12 protein-coding genes and 1 rRNA gene are annotated in these 14967 nt (G+C 72.3%); 5 read left to right on the top strand and 8 right to left on the bottom strand.

Annotated elements, in window-relative coordinates; genetic code table 11:
• Positions 1-12 precede the first annotated feature (12 nt).
• The 7 genes from NI25_RS23855 to mtnA form a co-directional block, all read right to left on the bottom strand.
• Positions 13-777 (bottom strand): response regulator, encoded by a 765-nt coding sequence (locus NI25_RS23855; protein ID WP_061444395.1) that lies wholly within the window; start codon positions 775-777, stop codon positions 13-15.
• A gap of 227 nt (positions 778-1004) precedes the next feature.
• Positions 1005-1697 carry a ribosome hibernation-promoting factor, HPF/YfiA family gene (gene hpf, locus NI25_RS23850; RefSeq protein WP_061444394.1) on the bottom strand — a complete coding sequence of 231 codons (693 nt, stop codon included), beginning with the start codon at positions 1695-1697 and terminating at the stop codon, positions 1005-1007.
• A 313-nt stretch (positions 1698-2010) separates the two neighbouring features.
• Positions 2011-2907, bottom strand: a complete 897-nt coding sequence (locus NI25_RS23845; RefSeq protein WP_199561019.1) for a ComF family protein — start codon at positions 2905-2907, stop codon at positions 2011-2013.
• A 141-nt stretch (positions 2908-3048) separates the two neighbouring features.
• Positions 3049-4896 carry an LpqB family beta-propeller domain-containing protein gene (locus NI25_RS23840; RefSeq protein WP_061444393.1) on the bottom strand — a complete coding sequence of 616 codons (1848 nt, stop codon included), beginning with the start codon at positions 4894-4896 and terminating at the stop codon, positions 3049-3051.
• Positions 4886-6982, bottom strand: coding sequence for an MtrAB system histidine kinase MtrB (gene mtrB, locus NI25_RS23835; RefSeq protein ID WP_061444392.1), 2097 nt, complete (start codon positions 6980-6982; stop codon positions 4886-4888). The genes NI25_RS23840 and mtrB overlap by 11 nt, the downstream gene beginning before the upstream one ends.
• Before the next feature lies 1 nt (position 6983).
• On the bottom strand, positions 6984-7673 hold the full coding sequence (mtrA, locus tag NI25_RS23830; RefSeq protein WP_003975799.1) for a two-component system response regulator MtrA: 690 nt from the start codon (positions 7671-7673) through the stop codon (positions 6984-6986).
• A gap of 4 nt (positions 7674-7677) precedes the next feature.
• The gene (mtnA, locus tag NI25_RS23825) at positions 7678-8820 is read right to left on the bottom strand and encodes an S-methyl-5-thioribose-1-phosphate isomerase (protein WP_061444391.1); all 1143 of its coding nucleotides are present in this window, start codon (positions 8818-8820) and stop codon (positions 7678-7680) included.
• A 140-nt stretch (positions 8821-8960) separates the two neighbouring features.
• Between mtnA and NI25_RS23820 the strand changes: the two genes are divergently transcribed.
• Genes NI25_RS23820 through NI25_RS23800 form a run of 5 tightly spaced genes read left to right on the top strand, consistent with a single transcriptional unit; the run spans position 8961 to position 14634 of the window.
• Entirely contained in the window at positions 8961-10328 is a 1368-nt protein-coding gene (locus tag NI25_RS23820; protein ID WP_061444390.1) for a glycerophosphoryl diester phosphodiesterase membrane domain-containing protein, read from the top strand.
• 4 nt (positions 10329-10332) lie between these two features.
• Entirely contained in the window at positions 10333-11121 is a 789-nt protein-coding gene (locus NI25_RS23815; protein WP_416531739.1) for a DUF4129 domain-containing protein, read from the top strand.
• Positions 11118-12335 carry a DUF4350 domain-containing protein gene (locus tag NI25_RS23810; protein WP_061444389.1) on the top strand — a complete coding sequence of 406 codons (1218 nt, stop codon included), beginning with the start codon at positions 11118-11120 and terminating at the stop codon, positions 12333-12335. The genes NI25_RS23815 and NI25_RS23810 overlap by 4 nt, the downstream gene beginning before the upstream one ends.
• Positions 12335-13324, top strand: a complete 990-nt coding sequence (locus NI25_RS23805; protein ID WP_078884716.1) for an AAA family ATPase — start codon at positions 12335-12337, stop codon at positions 13322-13324. Before NI25_RS23810 ends, NI25_RS23805 begins: the two co-directional genes overlap by 1 nt.
• Positions 13324-14634 carry a DUF58 domain-containing protein gene (locus NI25_RS23800; RefSeq protein ID WP_061444387.1) on the top strand — a complete coding sequence of 437 codons (1311 nt, stop codon included), beginning with the start codon at positions 13324-13326 and terminating at the stop codon, positions 14632-14634. Before NI25_RS23805 ends, NI25_RS23800 begins: the two co-directional genes overlap by 1 nt.
• A gap of 144 nt (positions 14635-14778) precedes the next feature.
• Here the strand turns inward: NI25_RS23800 and rrf are convergent.
• Positions 14779-14895, bottom strand: a 5S ribosomal RNA gene (gene rrf, locus NI25_RS23795).
• Between the last annotated feature and the right edge of the window lie 72 nt (positions 14896-14967).

The raw sequence follows: 14967 nt of genomic DNA, 5'->3' as shown, positions 1-14967 counted from the left end.
CCGGGACCCGGCTCAGCGGATCTCGAGAATCTTCTCCCGCATCGCGTACACCACGGCCTCCATCCTGGAGTGCAGCTGGAGTTTCTCCAGGATGTTGCGCACGTGGTTCTTCACGGTGTTCTCGGAAATGAACAGTTCCTTGGCGATGTCCCGGTTGTTCATTCCCGTGGCGACGAGCTTGAGGACCTCCAGCTCGCGATCCGTGAGCCGGGGGGCGGGCACCAGCCGGCGTTCGTCGGTCCGCTGGATCATCGACTTGAACTCGGTGAGCAGTTTCGACGCCATGGACGGACTGATCTGGGACTGCCCGTCGGCCACCGCGCGAATGGCCGTGGCCACCTCGTCCGTGGAGATCTCCTTGAGCAGATAACCGGTCGCGCCCGCCTTGATCGCGTCGTAGAGATCGGCCTCTTCGTCACTGATCGTCAGCATGATGATCTTGGCGCTGGGGGCCACCTCCTTGATGGAGGTGCAGGCTTCGATACCGCCCCGCTTGGGCATCCGCACATCCATCAGGACGATGTCCGGCAGCAGGTCGGCGGCCTTCTCCACGGCCTCGGCGCCGTCCCCGGCCTCTCCGACGACCTGGATGTCCTCCTCGGCCGCGAGCACGATCTCCAGGCCGCGGCGGAAGAGGGCGTGGTCGTCCACGACGAGCACCCTGATCGGCTCCTCGCGCGTGGGACCCGCGTCCGCGTCCGGGCCCATGCCGACCGCCGCGTCGTCGCTCCCGTGATCGACGCCCGCGCCCCGCATCGGTCCGAAACTGTCCGCCATCGTTCCTCCCCCTGAAGGCTGTGGCACGTGGTCCTGAACCATCGCCAACCCAGAGCAACGACCCACCCGTTGGGCCGTTGCCGCCATGATTCCATGCCCGGCCGACAGCAGGGTGACCGAACGGGCAGCGTTGGGGTCGCACACCCACGCGCACCGTCGCACACCGGTGCCCCTGGGGGCGCACACGCGCTCCAGGGGCACCGGACCGCTGTCACCGGCGGCGTGTGTCAGCCGCCGAGCGCGTCGCCCGCGTCGGGGGCGTGCGCCTGGGTGACCATCGTGTCCGTGGTGAGGTGGATGACGCCGTAGTCGTAGGCGTGCCGCCGGTAGACGACGCTGGGCTCCTTCGTCTCGGAGTCGACGAACAGGTAGAAGTCGTGCCCGACCAGCTCCATCTCGTAGAGCGCCTGGTCGAGGGACATCGGGGCGGCCACGTGGGTCTTCTCCCGGACGACGAGCGGCCCGTCGCCCTGGACCTCCAACGAGCCGATCCTCTTGGTGGGAACGCCGTCCTGCTCCTCGGTCGGGACGACGGCGCCGTTCCCGTTGAGCGTCGCCGCGCCGGGTACGTGGTCGGCGACCTCTGCCGCCGGGATACGGCGCGCTCCGCGGCGCGAGAAGCGCTTGTCGTGCTGCTTGCGCAGCCGTGCGCCGAGCTTCTCCGCCGCCAGGTCGAGCGCCGCGTAGGGGTCGCTCGCCGCCGCCTCCGCCCGGATCACCGGACCGCGGGAGCGGAGCGTGATCTCCACTCGGTCACAGCGGTCGGCCTGCCGGGGGTTCGGCTCCTTGGACACCTCGACGTCGAGGCTGATCACCTTGCCATCGAGCTTCTGGATCTTCTCCAGCTTCAGCTTCTCGGCCACGTGCTTCCGGAACCGCTCGGGCACCTCGGTCTTGCGGCCCTTGACGACGATGTCCACGCAGAACTCCGTTCCCGGATCGCTCCGCTTCGACGGCGGAGCATCTCCCTTTTGCACCAGGTTCCGGTCTCTCCCGAAACCTCGGACTCGGTGACGTCCACCTCCTCCCCCGTGGGCGGGATCTCCACTCCACCGGTGCGGGTGATGACGGTGAAACCCGCAGCACGGCATTCGGATTTGAGAGGTGTGGCCTGCGGCTTTGCCTCACAACCGAACATATCTCGCCCGGACGGATGTCGTCACCCTCTACCGCGGCGTACCTCCGTTCCGGTGAATTCAACCTCTCATTACCTGCAACGACGAAACTTCTCAGTCAGTTCCGGTTTATTTCGAAGGAATCTGGTGAAGCAGCGACCACTGCCGCGCAGATCGCTTCACGGATCACGCCATCGCCTCCGTACCGGCCCGCCATTAGGGGCACGGTCTTCCGTTCCTCTCTGCCTTCCCCTGCCTCAGCCGGATACACAGCCGATCTCGCCCTCCCGTACGTGTCCGGCCCCGCCAGCGACTCAACGGCGGCGGCCGTCGCCGCGCGCACCGCACGTGCCGCCTCGGCCAGCGACGCCCCCGTCGTCATCAGGTCGTCGACGAGGACGAGCGCCCCGCCGCCGCGCAACAGCCCGACGGCGCCGGGCGTCACCGTCAGTGCGCCGGTGAGGTTGTCCAGCCGCTGCCGGGCGTCGAGCCCCGACTGGTCGGCCACGGCGTACCGCTGCCGCAGCACGGCCAGCACCCGGGCGGACGTCCCGGTGCGCCGCAGCTCCCCCGCGGCCGCGAGGGCGATCCGCCGTGCCGGGTCGTGCCCGCGGGTCCGCACGGATCTGCGCGCCGACGGCACGGGCACGAGCAGCACCGGGCCCCGTCTCCGAACGGCCCCCGCCTCACCGGAACCCGTGCCACCGGCTCCCCGCCGCGTCCCCCGGAGTCCCGCCCGCACCGCTCCCGCCAGTGCCACGCCGAGCGGTCCCGTGAGGGCCAGCACTCCCCGCTCCTTGTGTGCCAGCAGCGTGGCCCGGACCTCGTCCGCGTACGGCGCCGCCGCGTGCACCGCGGGCAGACCGGGCGGCTCCGGGTCCGGACGCACCCGACACGGCGGGGCTCCGCTCAGCGCCGTACGGCACCGGGTACACAGCACCGCTCGAGCCTTGCCGCAGCCTCCGCACTCGGCCGGCAGCACCAGGTCCGTGAGGTCGGTCCACCACCTCCGCACTGCCGGCGTTCCCCACATGGCCACCATCTCCGCAACGTCCGCGATCCCCCGATGGCCACCACTGTGCCAACGCTCGCGGAACCCTGCCAGGCCTGTGGAAAACTCCGGAAAGGCTGGACAGCCGGACAGACCGGACAGACCTCACCCCGGATAGACCGGCGCGGCCCCCTCCGTCACCTTCTGCCACTGGAGCCCGGACGGCAGCCGCACGATCAGGTCCTCCGAGTAGGCCACCAGCGGCAGCCGCTCGTCCTCGGTCGCGGCGATCTCCTTGACGCCGGTCAGCGCGGCGGGCACCGTGACCTCCGGCGTCGAGCCGTCTACCTGGACGTAACCGATCTGCTGGACGCCGCCGCGCTCGCGCCCGACCACCACGAGCCGGGCGTCACCGGCCCACGACATGGCCGTGACCTCCTCCAGCTCCGGGGTCGCGGAGCGCAGTTCGAGCACGGTGACCGCGGGCGGTTCGCCGGCCCTTTCCTCCCGCTCGATCCGGCCGATGAGCAGCGACCGCCTGCCGTCCTTCTCCACGACGAGCGCGATCCGCACCCCGTCGGCGGCCACCCGCACGGCCTGAACGCGTCCGTCGAGGCCCGGCGTCCGCACCTCCACGGGATCGCCCGCGCCCTTCTTCAGCAGCAGCAGCCTCGGGTCGGCCGGGTCGCGGTCGGCGATCCACAGATCGCCCCGCGTGTCCCAGCTGGGTGGGGTCAGCCGGTCCGTCTCCGCCTTGCCCCCGCTGGTCAGCACGGCGTCGCCGAGCGAACCGCCCGACACCAGGGAGCCGACGTACAGCGACTTGCTGTCGAGACCGATCCCGGCCGCGCTGTGCTCGTCGCGCGACACGGCCACCGACCGCATGGCCCGCTGCCCCTCGCCCAGTGGGCCGGGCACCGGTTCGGCCCGGGTCCCGTTGCTGCCGGCGGCGATCCGCACCAGGCGGTCCTGGTCGTCGAGGAAGTACAGGTAGTCGGGTCGTTGCGCCGAGCCGCGCGTGGCGACCGTCTCGGCCCGGTCCTCGGAGAGCGAACACATCTGCTCCCCGCCGGAGCGCAGCTCGACCTCCTCCACCGCCGGGGTGAGGTTCTGCAGCGTGAACAGGAGCTGCGCGGCCATCTCGTCGCACTCGTCGTCGCCCGCCGCGGCCGCCTTGTCGTTCAGCGGCACGGTCAGCTTGTTGCGGTCGTCCGGCGTCAGCGAGACGACGTCGTCCGCCAGCGCCGTCCCGGTCGGGAAGCTGGACCTGACCACGGGGTCCAGCAGCCTCGTCGGGCCGCTGAGCAGGGAACGCACCACCTGGGTCAGCGGGTCCACGCGCCGGCGCACGTAGACGGGGTCGGCGACGGCCGCCGGCTCCCGGACCGCGCCGGTGTCGGCGTCCGCCCGCGTCACGGCGTTCGAGTCGAAGTAGTACCGGTTGACCGACATGTAGTTGCGCTGGAAGTCCGACTTGCCCATGACGACGCCCTGCGGCAGCACGTCGATGCGCCACTGCTTGGTCTTGGGGTTGCGGGTGAGGTGCACCGACTCGCGGTACCGGCCCTCGGCCGGCGAGTACGACTGCTGCCCGTCCACCGTGGCGACCTTGGTCCCGGTCAGGTTGACCGAGTAGTCGTTGGCCTCCTCGCGGTTGCCCGAGTGGTCCGACACCGTCCCCGGGCCGTCCGCGAGCACCGTCGTCGACCGGTCCGGCCGCCAGTTCTTCGCGGCGTCGCCGGTCAGGTACTTCCGCGCCGTCTCGTAGTGCGGATCGTCGCTGGTCAGCGCCTCCAGGAAGCCCTGCACGATGTCGGCGGGCGGGTCGTCCTCCTGCGGCGGCATCGCGAACACCCGCACCTGCGGGTCCTGGCGAGGCGTGGACTCCACTCCGCGCAGGTCCCCGCTGTCGGGCATGGACGCACATCCCGCCAGCAGCACGAAACCGCAGGCGGTGTACGCCATCACGCGTGCCGGCCCCCGCCGACCGCTCCCCTCGCGGTCAGCGCCCACGAGATGCCTCCCCTTGCCTGCTCGACTCCTCGGGACCGGCTTCTTCCGGACGGTTCGCCGCCGCCCCCGACGCCGTCCCGCCGTCCTGTCTCCGCGCGGCGCCCGACACCGGCCTCGGCACCACGCGCGCCCCGTTGCCGGGCAGCGCCGTCGGGTCTGCCGTGGGGGCGACCGTGGCCTGCCGCGGCGTTATCGGCCCCCGCGCGGAGACCGTGGACGCCTGCCCGGGGGGCGCCTGCGCCGGGACACCGACCGCCTTGTCCGTGCCGTGCGGCCGTACGGTGTCGCCCAGGCCCGCGTCCTGGAGCCCGTGGTTGCGGCGCGAGTCGGCCGGCTCCAGCGGTATCGGCGAGCCCCGCAGCGGCTCGTCCGCCGTCCTGGGCAGCGTCAGCCGGAACTGCGAGCCGCCACCGGGCTCGCCCCAGGCCTGCAGCCAGCCGCCGTGCAGACGCGCGTCCTCCAGGGCGATCGACAGGCCCAGCCCCGTACCGCCGGTGGTACGCGCGCGTGCCGGGTCGGCCCGCCAGAAACGGCTGAACACCCGGGTGGCCTCGCCCGGCTTGAGTCCCACGCCGTAGTCGCGCACCGCGACGGCGACCGCGCCGCCGGCGGCGGCGAGCTTGACGACGACGTCCCGGCCCTCGCCGTGCTCGACGGCGTTGACGACGAGGTTGCGCAGTACGCGTTCCACACGCCGGGCATCCGCCTCGGCCACGACGGGCTGCTGGTCGCCGGAGAGCCGTATCCGCGTGCCCTTGCGCTCGGCGAGCGGCTCCGCGCCGCTGACGACCCGCCGTACGACCTCCCTGAGGTCTATCGGCTCGGCCTCGAGGGCCGCGGCGCCCGCGTCGAAGCGGCTGATCTCCAGCAGGTCCGCGAGCAGCGTCTCGAACCGGTCCAGCTGGTCGGCGAGCAGCTCGGCCGACCGCGCGGTCACCGGATCGAAGTCCACGCGCGCGTCGTGGATGACGTCGGCCGCCATCCGCACCGTGGTCAGCGGCGTCCGCAGCTCGTGCGACACGTCGGAGACGAAGCGCCGCTGCATCCGCGACAGGTCCTCCAGCTGGCTGATCTTGAGCTGGAGGTTCTGCGCCATCTTGTTGAAGGCCTCACCGAGCCGGGCGATGTCGTCCTCGCCGGTGACCTTCATCCGTTCCTGCAGCCGCCCCGCCGACAGCCGCTCGACGATGCTCGCCGCCATCCGTACGGGTGTCACGACCTGGCGCACCACGAGCCAGGCGATGGCGCCGAGCAGCACGACGACGAAGAGGCCGGCCGTCGCCAGGGTGCCCCTGACCAGGCTGAGCGACTTCTCCTCCTGGGTGAACGGGAAGAGGTAGTACAGCTGGTAGGGCTCGCCGTTCGGGTCGTTGACCTGCTTGCCGATGACCAGTCCGGGCTGGGACGCCTGGTCGGAGTTGTAGACGATCCGGGTGTAGCTCTGGGCGGCCGCGGTGTCGCCGTCGATGCGCTCCCGCAGGGACTCGGGGACGCTGGCCGCCCAGTTGACCGTTCCGGAGGCGCGTGGACCGCGTCCGCTGCCGCTCTCCCCGCCCATGGGGAGGGTGACCACGTCGAACGCGCTCTGACCACCGCTGGAGAGCGACTTCACCAGCTCGCTCATCCACTGGATGACGTTCTGCGAGGGGCGGCCGTCCGCGGGGGTGGTGTCGTCGCCGTTGGTGCTCGCCGCCTCCTCGGCCTTCTGCTTGGCCGCCGTGAAACCACCGGTGGCCTGGCTCTGGGCGGCCTTCACCTTGGCGTCGAGCAGTCCGTTGCGGACCTGCCCGATCACCACGAAGCCGAGGAGCAGCACCACGCCCAGCGACATCAGCAGGGTGGTGGCGACGATCCTGAGCTGGATGTTGCGCCGCCACAGCCGCATGACCGGCAGCAGGGGGCGGCGCACCCAGCGCATGAACAGACGGAGCACCGGGCTGCCCTGCACCCCGCCGTGCAGCAGCCCGCTCTCCAGCACGCGGCCGAAGCGCGAGCCGGCAGGCTTGCGGCCGGAGGGCTCGGGGCCGACAGGCCGCCCGGCGCGGGCCCCGGACCCGGGCGCCGAAGCGGCACTGTCCCTGGTCATGTCAGCTCGGTCCCGCCTTGTAACCGACGCCGCGGACGGTCACCACGATCTCCGGCTTCTCCGGGTCCTTCTCGACCTTGGAGCGCAGCCGCTGGACGTGCACGTTGACCAGCCGGGTGTCGGCGGCGTGCCGGTAGCCCCAGACCTGCTCGAGGAGCACCTCGCGGGTGAACACCTGCCACGGCTTGCGGGCCAGCGCCACCAGCAGGTCGAACTCCAGCGGCGTCAGCGCGATCGACTGCCCGTCCCGCTTCACCGAGTGACCGGCCACGTCGATGACCAGGTCGCCTATGGCGAGCTGTTCCGGCGCCGGCTCCTCGGACCTGCGCAGCCGTGCCCGGATACGGGCCACCAGCTCCTTCGGCTTGAACGGCTTCACGATGTAGTCGTCGGCACCGGACTCGAGACCGACCACGACGTCGACGGTGTCACTCTTCGCCGTCAGCATCACGATCGGCACACCCGACTCCGCCCTGATCAGGCGGCACACCTCGATGCCGTCCCGGCCGGGCAGCATCAGGTCGAGCAGCACCAGATCGGGCTTGGTCTCCCGGAAGGCGGCCAGCGCCTTGTCGCCGTCGGCTACGAACGATGGCTCAAAACCCTCACCACGCAGCACAATGCCGAGCATCTCGGCCAGTGCGGTGTCGTCGTCGACGACAAGGACTCGTCCCTTCATAAACGACATCATCCCATTAGCTAATCGTTACCTGGCGTGACCTGGCACACAGCGCGGCCAGGGCCTCGGTCGTCACGGGCGAAACCACGCCCTCCTCGGTGACGATCGCCGTCACCAGTTCGGGCGGGGTCACGTCGAACGCCGGGTTGTACGCCTGGCTCCCCAGGGGTGCCACCGGAATCCCGCCTCCCGCTCCCGCCACCGGCACCTGGGGTGCTGTGACCTCGGTCACTTCATATCCGGGGCGCTGCTCCACCTCGATGGACGCCCCGTCCGGCGTGCCCGGATCCACCGTCGTGACCGGAGCCACCACGATGAACGGCACATGGTGGTACCGCGCGAGCACCGCGAGCGGATAGCTCCCCACCTTGTTCGCCACCGAACCGTCGGCCGCGATGCGGTCCGCGCCGATCAGCACGGCGTCGACCTCGCCCGCCGCGAACAGCGAACCCGCCGCGTTGTCGGTGAGCAAGGTGTACGCCATGTCGTTGCGGGCCGCCTCGTATGCCGTCAGGCGAGCACCTTGCAGCAAGGGACGCGTTTCGTCCACCCACAGGCGGCGCAGCCGCCCCTCCCGGTGTGCCGCGAGCGCGACCGCGAACGCGGTCCCTTCGCCGCCCGACACCAGCGAACCCGTGTTGCAGTGCGTGAGCACGCGGTGCCCTCCGGCGGGCAGCAGTTCGTCGAGCAGCGCCAGCCCGTGCGCGGCCATCCGGGCGCTGGCCTCGGCGTCCTCCCGGTGCAGCGCCCGTGCCGCGGTCAGCGCCGCGGCGGCGGCCTGCCGGGGATCACCGGTCCCGGCGAGCGCCTCCTGGTGGGCGGCCCGCGCCCGGCGTACCCCCACGGCGAGGTTCACCGCGGTGGGGCGGGCGCCCTCCAGCGCGGCCGCGGCCTCGGTCACCTCGAAGCCCCGCACGGCGGCGAGCGCGACCCCGTAGGCGCCGGCGATGCCCAGCAGCGGTGCCCCGCGGACGGCGAGCGTGCGGATCGCCTCGACCAGGGCGGCCGGGTCCGTGCAGACCAGTTCGACCTCTTCGGCCGGCAGCCTGGTCTGGTCCAGCAGCACCAGCACCGGGCCCTCGGGGGGTTCCTCCCACCGAAGGACCGGTATCCCGGTCGGCCTCTTGTCCTCGCCGCTTCGCGCGTCCTGATCAGCCATGCGGTCAGTGTGCCCCCTGTACGACGGACAATTGAAGGTGCGCAGCCCCTACCGCGCCCGGTCCGCACCCGACGCCCCCATGGCACGATGGCTGCCAACCTGCCGCCGCGACCGCGGAAGGGCACCGTGAAGGAGCGACGATGAACGACACTCCGGGCTGGGCATCGCCCGGATCCGCCCCGTCCGACGGGCCAGGCCCCGGCGCGCCCGGCCCCGCCGGCCCCGATCAGCCCGCGCCGCCCGCGGACCGGCCGGGTGCGGAACCGACGAGCCCCGGCACGAAGTGGTCCAAGGAGCAGCCGCCCCCCGGCCAGTGGTCCGCACCCACCGGACCCGCCGCCCCCGGCCAGGCCCCGCCTCCTCCGCCGCCCGGCCCGGGCTGGGGCGCCCCGCCTCCCGGGCCCCCGGGAGGCGGCTACGGCGGCTACCGAGGCCCTGGCGGCTACGGCGGCCCGGGCGGCGGCTACGGCGGCCCGGGCGGCGGCTACGGCGCCCCCGGCGGACACGGCGGCTGGGGAGGCGGCTGGGGCGGTCCCCCGCCTGCGGCCAAGCCCGGCGTGATCCCGCTCCGCCCGCTCGGCGTCGGCGAGATCCTCGACGGTGCCGTCTCGACCATGCGCACCTACTGGCGCACCGTCCTCGGCATCTCGCTGACCGTCGCCATCTTCACCGAGGTCATCGTCGTGCTGCTCCAGGGCCTCGTCCTGGACAACACCGGCACCGAGGCCCTCAACGACCCCGACGCCACCCTGAGCGAACTCGGTGACGCGCTGGCCGACACCACGATCAACTCGGGTGTCATCTTCCTGATCTCCCTGATCGGCACCGTCCTGGCCACCGCCCTGCTCACCACCGTCACCAGCCGCGCCGTGCTCGGCCGGCGGGTGACCACCGGCGAGGCCTGGCGGGACGCCCGCCCCCAGGTGCTGAAGCTGTTCGGCCTGATCCTCCTGCTGATCCTCATCGCGGCCGGTCTCCTCACCGCCGGCATGACACCCGGTCTGATCATCACAGCCACCGCGGGCGGCGAGGCCGGTGTGGCCCTGTCCGCCCTGGGCTTCATGGCCGGCGGCATCGTCGCAATCTGGCTCTGGGTCCGCTTCTCGCTCGCGTCCCCCGCGCTGATGCTGGAGAAGCAGGGCATCAAGAAGGCGATGGGCCGCTCGGTGAAGCTGGTGCGCGGCTCCTGGTGGCGGGTCTTCGGCATCCAACTGCTCGCCACGGTCATCGCCAACGTCGTCGCGTCGATCATCGTCATCCCGTTCACCTTCCTCGCCGCGGCCCTCGGCGGCGACGGGATCGGCGGTTTCCTGGAGGGCACCGGAGACCTCGGCTGGACGTTCCTCGTCGTCAGCGGCATCGGCTCGGTGATCGGCTCCATGATCACTTTCCCGATCACGGCGGGCGTGACCGTCCTGCTGTACATCGACCAGCGCATCCGCCGCGAGGCCCTCGACCTCGAACTGGCCCGCGCCGCCGGCGCCTCCGGCGCCGTCCCGGGGAGCTGATGCGGTGAGCACGTCGGGGGGAGTTCTCACGGGGGTGCTGTCACAGGCCGCCGCACGAACGGTGTCGCACGCCGGCGACACCTCCGTGCTGTCGGCACTGTCGCTGACGCGCTCCGGCGACGAGCCGCCGGTGACCATCCCGCGCGACCCCGCGAGGGAGGCGGCACGGCGCGAACTGTCCAAGCGCATGTACCACGAGAACGACCCCAGCTGGTTCCAGAGGGCTCTCAACGCCTTCTGGGACTGGATCGGAGAGCTGTTCACCAGGGCTTCCACCGCGACACCCGGCGGGACGCTCGGCCTGGTGGTCGTCATCCTGGCCGTGGTGGCGCTGCTGGGCGCCCTCTGGTGGCGCCTGGGCACCCCTCGGCGCAGTCCCGTCTCCGCCCCCGCCCTCTTCGACGACCGCCCCCGCAGCGCCGCCGACCACCGCGCCGCCGCCGAGGCGCACGCCGCCCAGGGACACTGGAGCCAGGCCGTCCAGGAACGCATGCGGGCCGTCGTCCGCGCCCTCGAGGAACGCGCCCTGCTCGACACCCGCCCCGGCCGCACCGCCGACGAGGCGGCCACCGAGGCCGGCCGCGCCCTGCCCGACCACAGGGACCGCCTGCGCACCGCCGCCCGGGACTTCGACGACGTCGCGTACGGCGGTCGGCCCGGCAGCGAACAGTCGTACCGGCACCTCGCCGCACTCGACCACGACCTGGAACGCAGCAAGCCCCACCTGGCGAGCAGCACGGCCGGAGCCACGGGCGACGCGGACCGGGACACCGCCCGGGGAGCCGCCGAATGACCACCGAGGCCACGCTCCCCACCACCGCGGCCTCGCCCACCGCCCGCCAGGTGTGGACCCGCACGCGCGGCATCGCTCTCGCGCTCGTCCTGCTGCTCGTCGGGGCCGTCGCCATCGCGGCCGTCCGCTCCGACGCCCGGCACGGCGAACTCGACCCGCGCTCCGCCGACCCCTACGGCAGCCGCGCCGTCGCCGAACTCCTCGCCGACCGGGGGGTCTCCACGCGCGTGGTCACCACCCTGGACGAAGCACGGGCCGCGGCCGGCCCGGACACCACCCTGCTGGTCGCCGTGCCCGACCTCCTGACGGAACGCCAGCAGACGGGACTGCACTCCGCGACGACCGGCTCCGGCGGGCGCACCGTCCTGCTCGCCCCCGGCGGCGGCGCCGTCGAACGCCTCGCCCCCGGCGTCACCGCCGACCCGGCGCTCAGCCTCGACTCGACCCTGGCCCCCGCCTGCGACCTGCCTGCCGCCCGACGCGCCGGCAACGCCGACACGGGCGGCATCCGCTACAGCACCCACCTGGAAGCCGACGCCTGCTACCCCAGCCGACGCCTGGCCACCCTGCTCCGCATCCCCGACCCCGCTGCGGAGGCTTCTCCGGGGGGCCTGCCGGGCGACACCGTCGTCCTCGGCGCCCGCGACATCCTCTTCAACAACCACCTCGACGAACACGGCAACGCCTCGCTCGCCCTCCAACTCCTCGGCTCCCGCGACCATCTGGTCTGGTACCTCCCCTCCCTCTCCGACGTCCCTGACCCCGACGACGAGCGCGGCTTCTTCGACCTGATCCCGTCCGGCTGGCTCTGGGGCACCCTGCAGCTCTTCATCGCCGCCGCCCTCGCCGCCCTGTGGCGGGCACGCCGACTCGGCCCCCTGGTGCCCGAAAAACTCCCCGTCGCGATCCGCGCCTCCGAAACCGTCGAAGGCCGCGCCCGCCTCTACCGCAAGGCGAACGCCCGCGACCGCGCCGCCGCCGCTCTTCGCTCCGCCACCCGCACCCGCCTCGCCCCTCTCACCGGCGTCCCCGTCTCCCAGGCGCACACGCCCGAGTCCCTGCTCCCCGCCCTGTCCGCCCACCTCCACGGCACACACGGCGACGGACAGTCCCTGCACGCCCTCCTCTTCGGCCCGCCGCCCGGCGACGACGCGGCCCTGATCGCCCTCGCCGACCAACTCGACGCCCTCGAAAGAGAGGTACGCCGTCCATGATGGACCCGACCACTGACAACGCCGGGCAGACCGCGGCCCCGGGCAACGCCCGGGCCGCCCTCGAAGCCCTGCGCGCCGAGATCGCCAAGGCCGTGGTCGGCCAGGACGCCGCCGTGACCGGTCTCGTCGTGGCCCTGCTCTGCCGCGGCCACGTCCTGCTCGAAGGCGTCCCCGGAGTCGCCAAGACGCTCCTCGTCCGCACCCTGGCCGAGGCCACCGAACTCGACACCAAACGCGTCCAGTTCACCCCCGACCTGATGCCGAGCGACGTCACCGGGTCCCTGGTCTATGACACTCGCACCGCCGAGTTCTCCTTCCAGCCCGGCCCGGTCTTCACCAACCTCCTCCTCGCCGACGAGATCAACCGCACGCCCCCGAAGACGCAGTCGTCCCTCCTGGAAGCCATGGAGGAACGCCAGGTCACGGTGGACGGCACGCCGCGCCCCCTCCCCGAGCCCTTCCTCGTCGCGGCCACCCAGAACCCGGTCGAGTACGAGGGCACCTACCCCCTCCCGGAAGCCCAGCTGGACCGCTTCCTCCTCAAACTCACCGTCCCCCTCCCCACCCGCCAGGACGAGATCGACGTCCTCACCCGCCACGCGGCGGGCTTCAACCCGCGCGACCTGCACGCCGCCGGCGTACGCCCCGTCGCGAGCGCCGCCGACCTGGAGGCCGCCCGCGCGGAGGCCGCCAAAACGACCGTCTCCCCGGAGATCACCGCCTACGTCGTCGACATCTGCCGCGCCACCCGCGAGTCGCCGTCCCTCACTCTCGGCGTCTCCCCTCGCGGAGCCACCGCGCTGCTGTCGACCGCCCGCGCGTGGGCCTGGCTCACGGGCCGCGACTACGTCACCCCGGACGACGTGAAGGCCCTCGCCCTCCCCACCCTCCGGCATCGCGTCCAGCTCCGTCCGGAGGCCGAGATGGAGGGCGTGACCGCGGACTCGGTCATCAACGCGATCCTCGCCCACGTCCCCGTCCCCCGCTGATGGCACTCACCGGACGCGCCGCGCTCATCGCGGCCCTGGGCTCCGTCCCCGTCGGCATCTGGGACCCCGGCTGGACGGGCATCCTCGCGGTCAACGCCCCGCTGGCCGCCGCCTGCGCCTGCGACTTCGCCCTGGCCGCCCCCGTACGCCGCCTCCGACTGACCCGGTCCGGCGACACGTCGGCCCGCCTCGGCGACACCGCGGACGTCACCCTCACGGTGACCAACCCGTCGGGCCGCCCGCTCCGGGCCCGCCTGCGCGACGCCTGGCCGCCCAGCAGCTGGCAGGCCGGCACGGAAACGGCGTCCTCCCGTCACACCCTGACGGTGCCCGCCGGCGAACGTCGCCGCGTGACCACCCGTCTGCGCCCCACCCGCCGCGGCGACCGCCACGCCGACCGCGTCACGATCCGCTCGTACGGCCCCCTGGGCCTCTTCACCCGCCAGGGCACCCACCGAGTTCCGTGGACGGTACGCGTCCTCCCCCCGTTCACCAGCCGCAAGCACCTTCCCTCCAAGCTCTCCCGCCTGCGCGAACTCGACGGCCGCACCAGCGTCCTCACTCGCGGAGAGGGCACAGAGTTCGACAGTCTGCGCGAGTACGTCCCCGGCGACGACACCCGTTCCATCGACTGGCGCGCGACAGCCCGCCAGTCCACCGTCGCCGTACGCACCTGGCGTCCCGAACGCGACCGGCACATCCTGCTCGTCCTCGACACCGGCCGCACCTCCGCGGGCCGCGTGGGCGATGCCCCGCGTCTCGACGCCTCCATGGACGCCGCCCTGCTCCTGGCAGCCCTGGCCTCTCGCGCCGGCGACCGCGTCGACCTCCTCGCCTACGACCGGCGAGTACGCGCCCTGCTCCAGGGCCGCACGGCGGGCGACGTCCTTCCCACCCTGGTCAACGCCATGGCGAACCTGGAGCCGGAACTCGTGGAGACCGACGCGCGCGGCCTTGCCGCCACGACCCTGCGGTCGGCCCCTCGCCGCTCCCTGATCGTCCTCTTCACGACTCTCGACGCGGCCCCGATCGAGGAGGGCCTGCTTCCCGTCCTGCCGCAACTGACCCAGCGCCACACGGTCCTCGTGGCCTCGGTGGCCGATCCGCACGTGGCAAGAATGGCCCGGGCCCGCGGCCACACGGACGCCGTCTACGAAGCCGCAGCGGCCGCACAGGCCCAGTCGGAACGCCGTCGCACCGCCGACCAACTCCGTCGGCACGGCGTCACCGTCGTCGACGCGACCCCGGACGAGCTGCCGCCGACCCTCGCGGACGCCTACCTGGAACTCAAAGCAGCCGGCCGCCTGTAAAAGGCGGGGCGGGTCGAAATGACGGAACAGGGCGGGGCCGCAAAGGCCCTGCCCCTCCGCCGCTCCGCCGCTCCGCCACTTCAACGACCCCTAAACGCAGAAAGCCCCGCACCGTTCCCGGTGCGGGGCTTCCTCGCAATAATTGTTCGGCGGCGTCCTACTCTCCCACAGGGTCCCCCCTGCAGTACCATCGGCGCTGTAAGGCTTAGCTTCCGGGTTCGGAATGTAACCGGGCGTTTCCCCTACGCTATGACCACCGAAACACTATGAAACAGACAACCAACCGGTAACCAACACGGTCTGATTGTTCGTGGTTTCAGAACCAACACAGTG

Origin of the sequence: Streptomyces sp. CCM_MD2014 (genome assembly GCF_000772045.1) — a bacterium.
Lineage (GTDB): Bacteria > Actinomycetota > Actinomycetes > Streptomycetales > Streptomycetaceae > Streptomyces > Streptomyces salinarius.
The sequence above is the reverse complement of the archived record's forward strand: the minus strand, read 5'-3'. Positions and strand labels throughout refer to the sequence as shown.

Bases quoted from the DNA above. Each gene is read 5' to 3' on its own strand.
- NI25_RS23855 (WP_061444395.1), bottom strand. From the start codon at position 777: ATGGCGGACAGTTTCGGACCGATGCGGGGCGCGGGCGTCGATCACGGG.
- mtrB (WP_061444392.1), bottom strand. From the start codon at position 6,982: ATGACCAGGGACAGTGCCGCTTCGGCGCCCGGGTCCGGGGCCCGCGCC.
- mtrA (WP_003975799.1), bottom strand. From the start codon at position 7,673: ATGATGTCGTTTATGAAGGGACGAGTCCTTGTCGTCGACGACGACACC.
- mtnA (WP_061444391.1), bottom strand. From the start codon at position 8,820: ATGGCTGATCAGGACGCGCGAAGCGGCGAGGACAAGAGGCCGACCGGG.
- NI25_RS23820 (WP_061444390.1), top strand. From the start codon at position 8,961: ATGAACGACACTCCGGGCTGGGCATCGCCCGGATCCGCCCCGTCCGAC.
- NI25_RS23810 (WP_061444389.1), top strand. From the start codon at position 11,118: ATGACCACCGAGGCCACGCTCCCCACCACCGCGGCCTCGCCCACCGCC.
- NI25_RS23805 (WP_078884716.1), top strand. From the start codon at position 12,335: ATGGACCCGACCACTGACAACGCCGGGCAGACCGCGGCCCCGGGCAAC.
- NI25_RS23800 (WP_061444387.1), top strand. From the start codon at position 13,324: ATGGCACTCACCGGACGCGCCGCGCTCATCGCGGCCCTGGGCTCCGTC.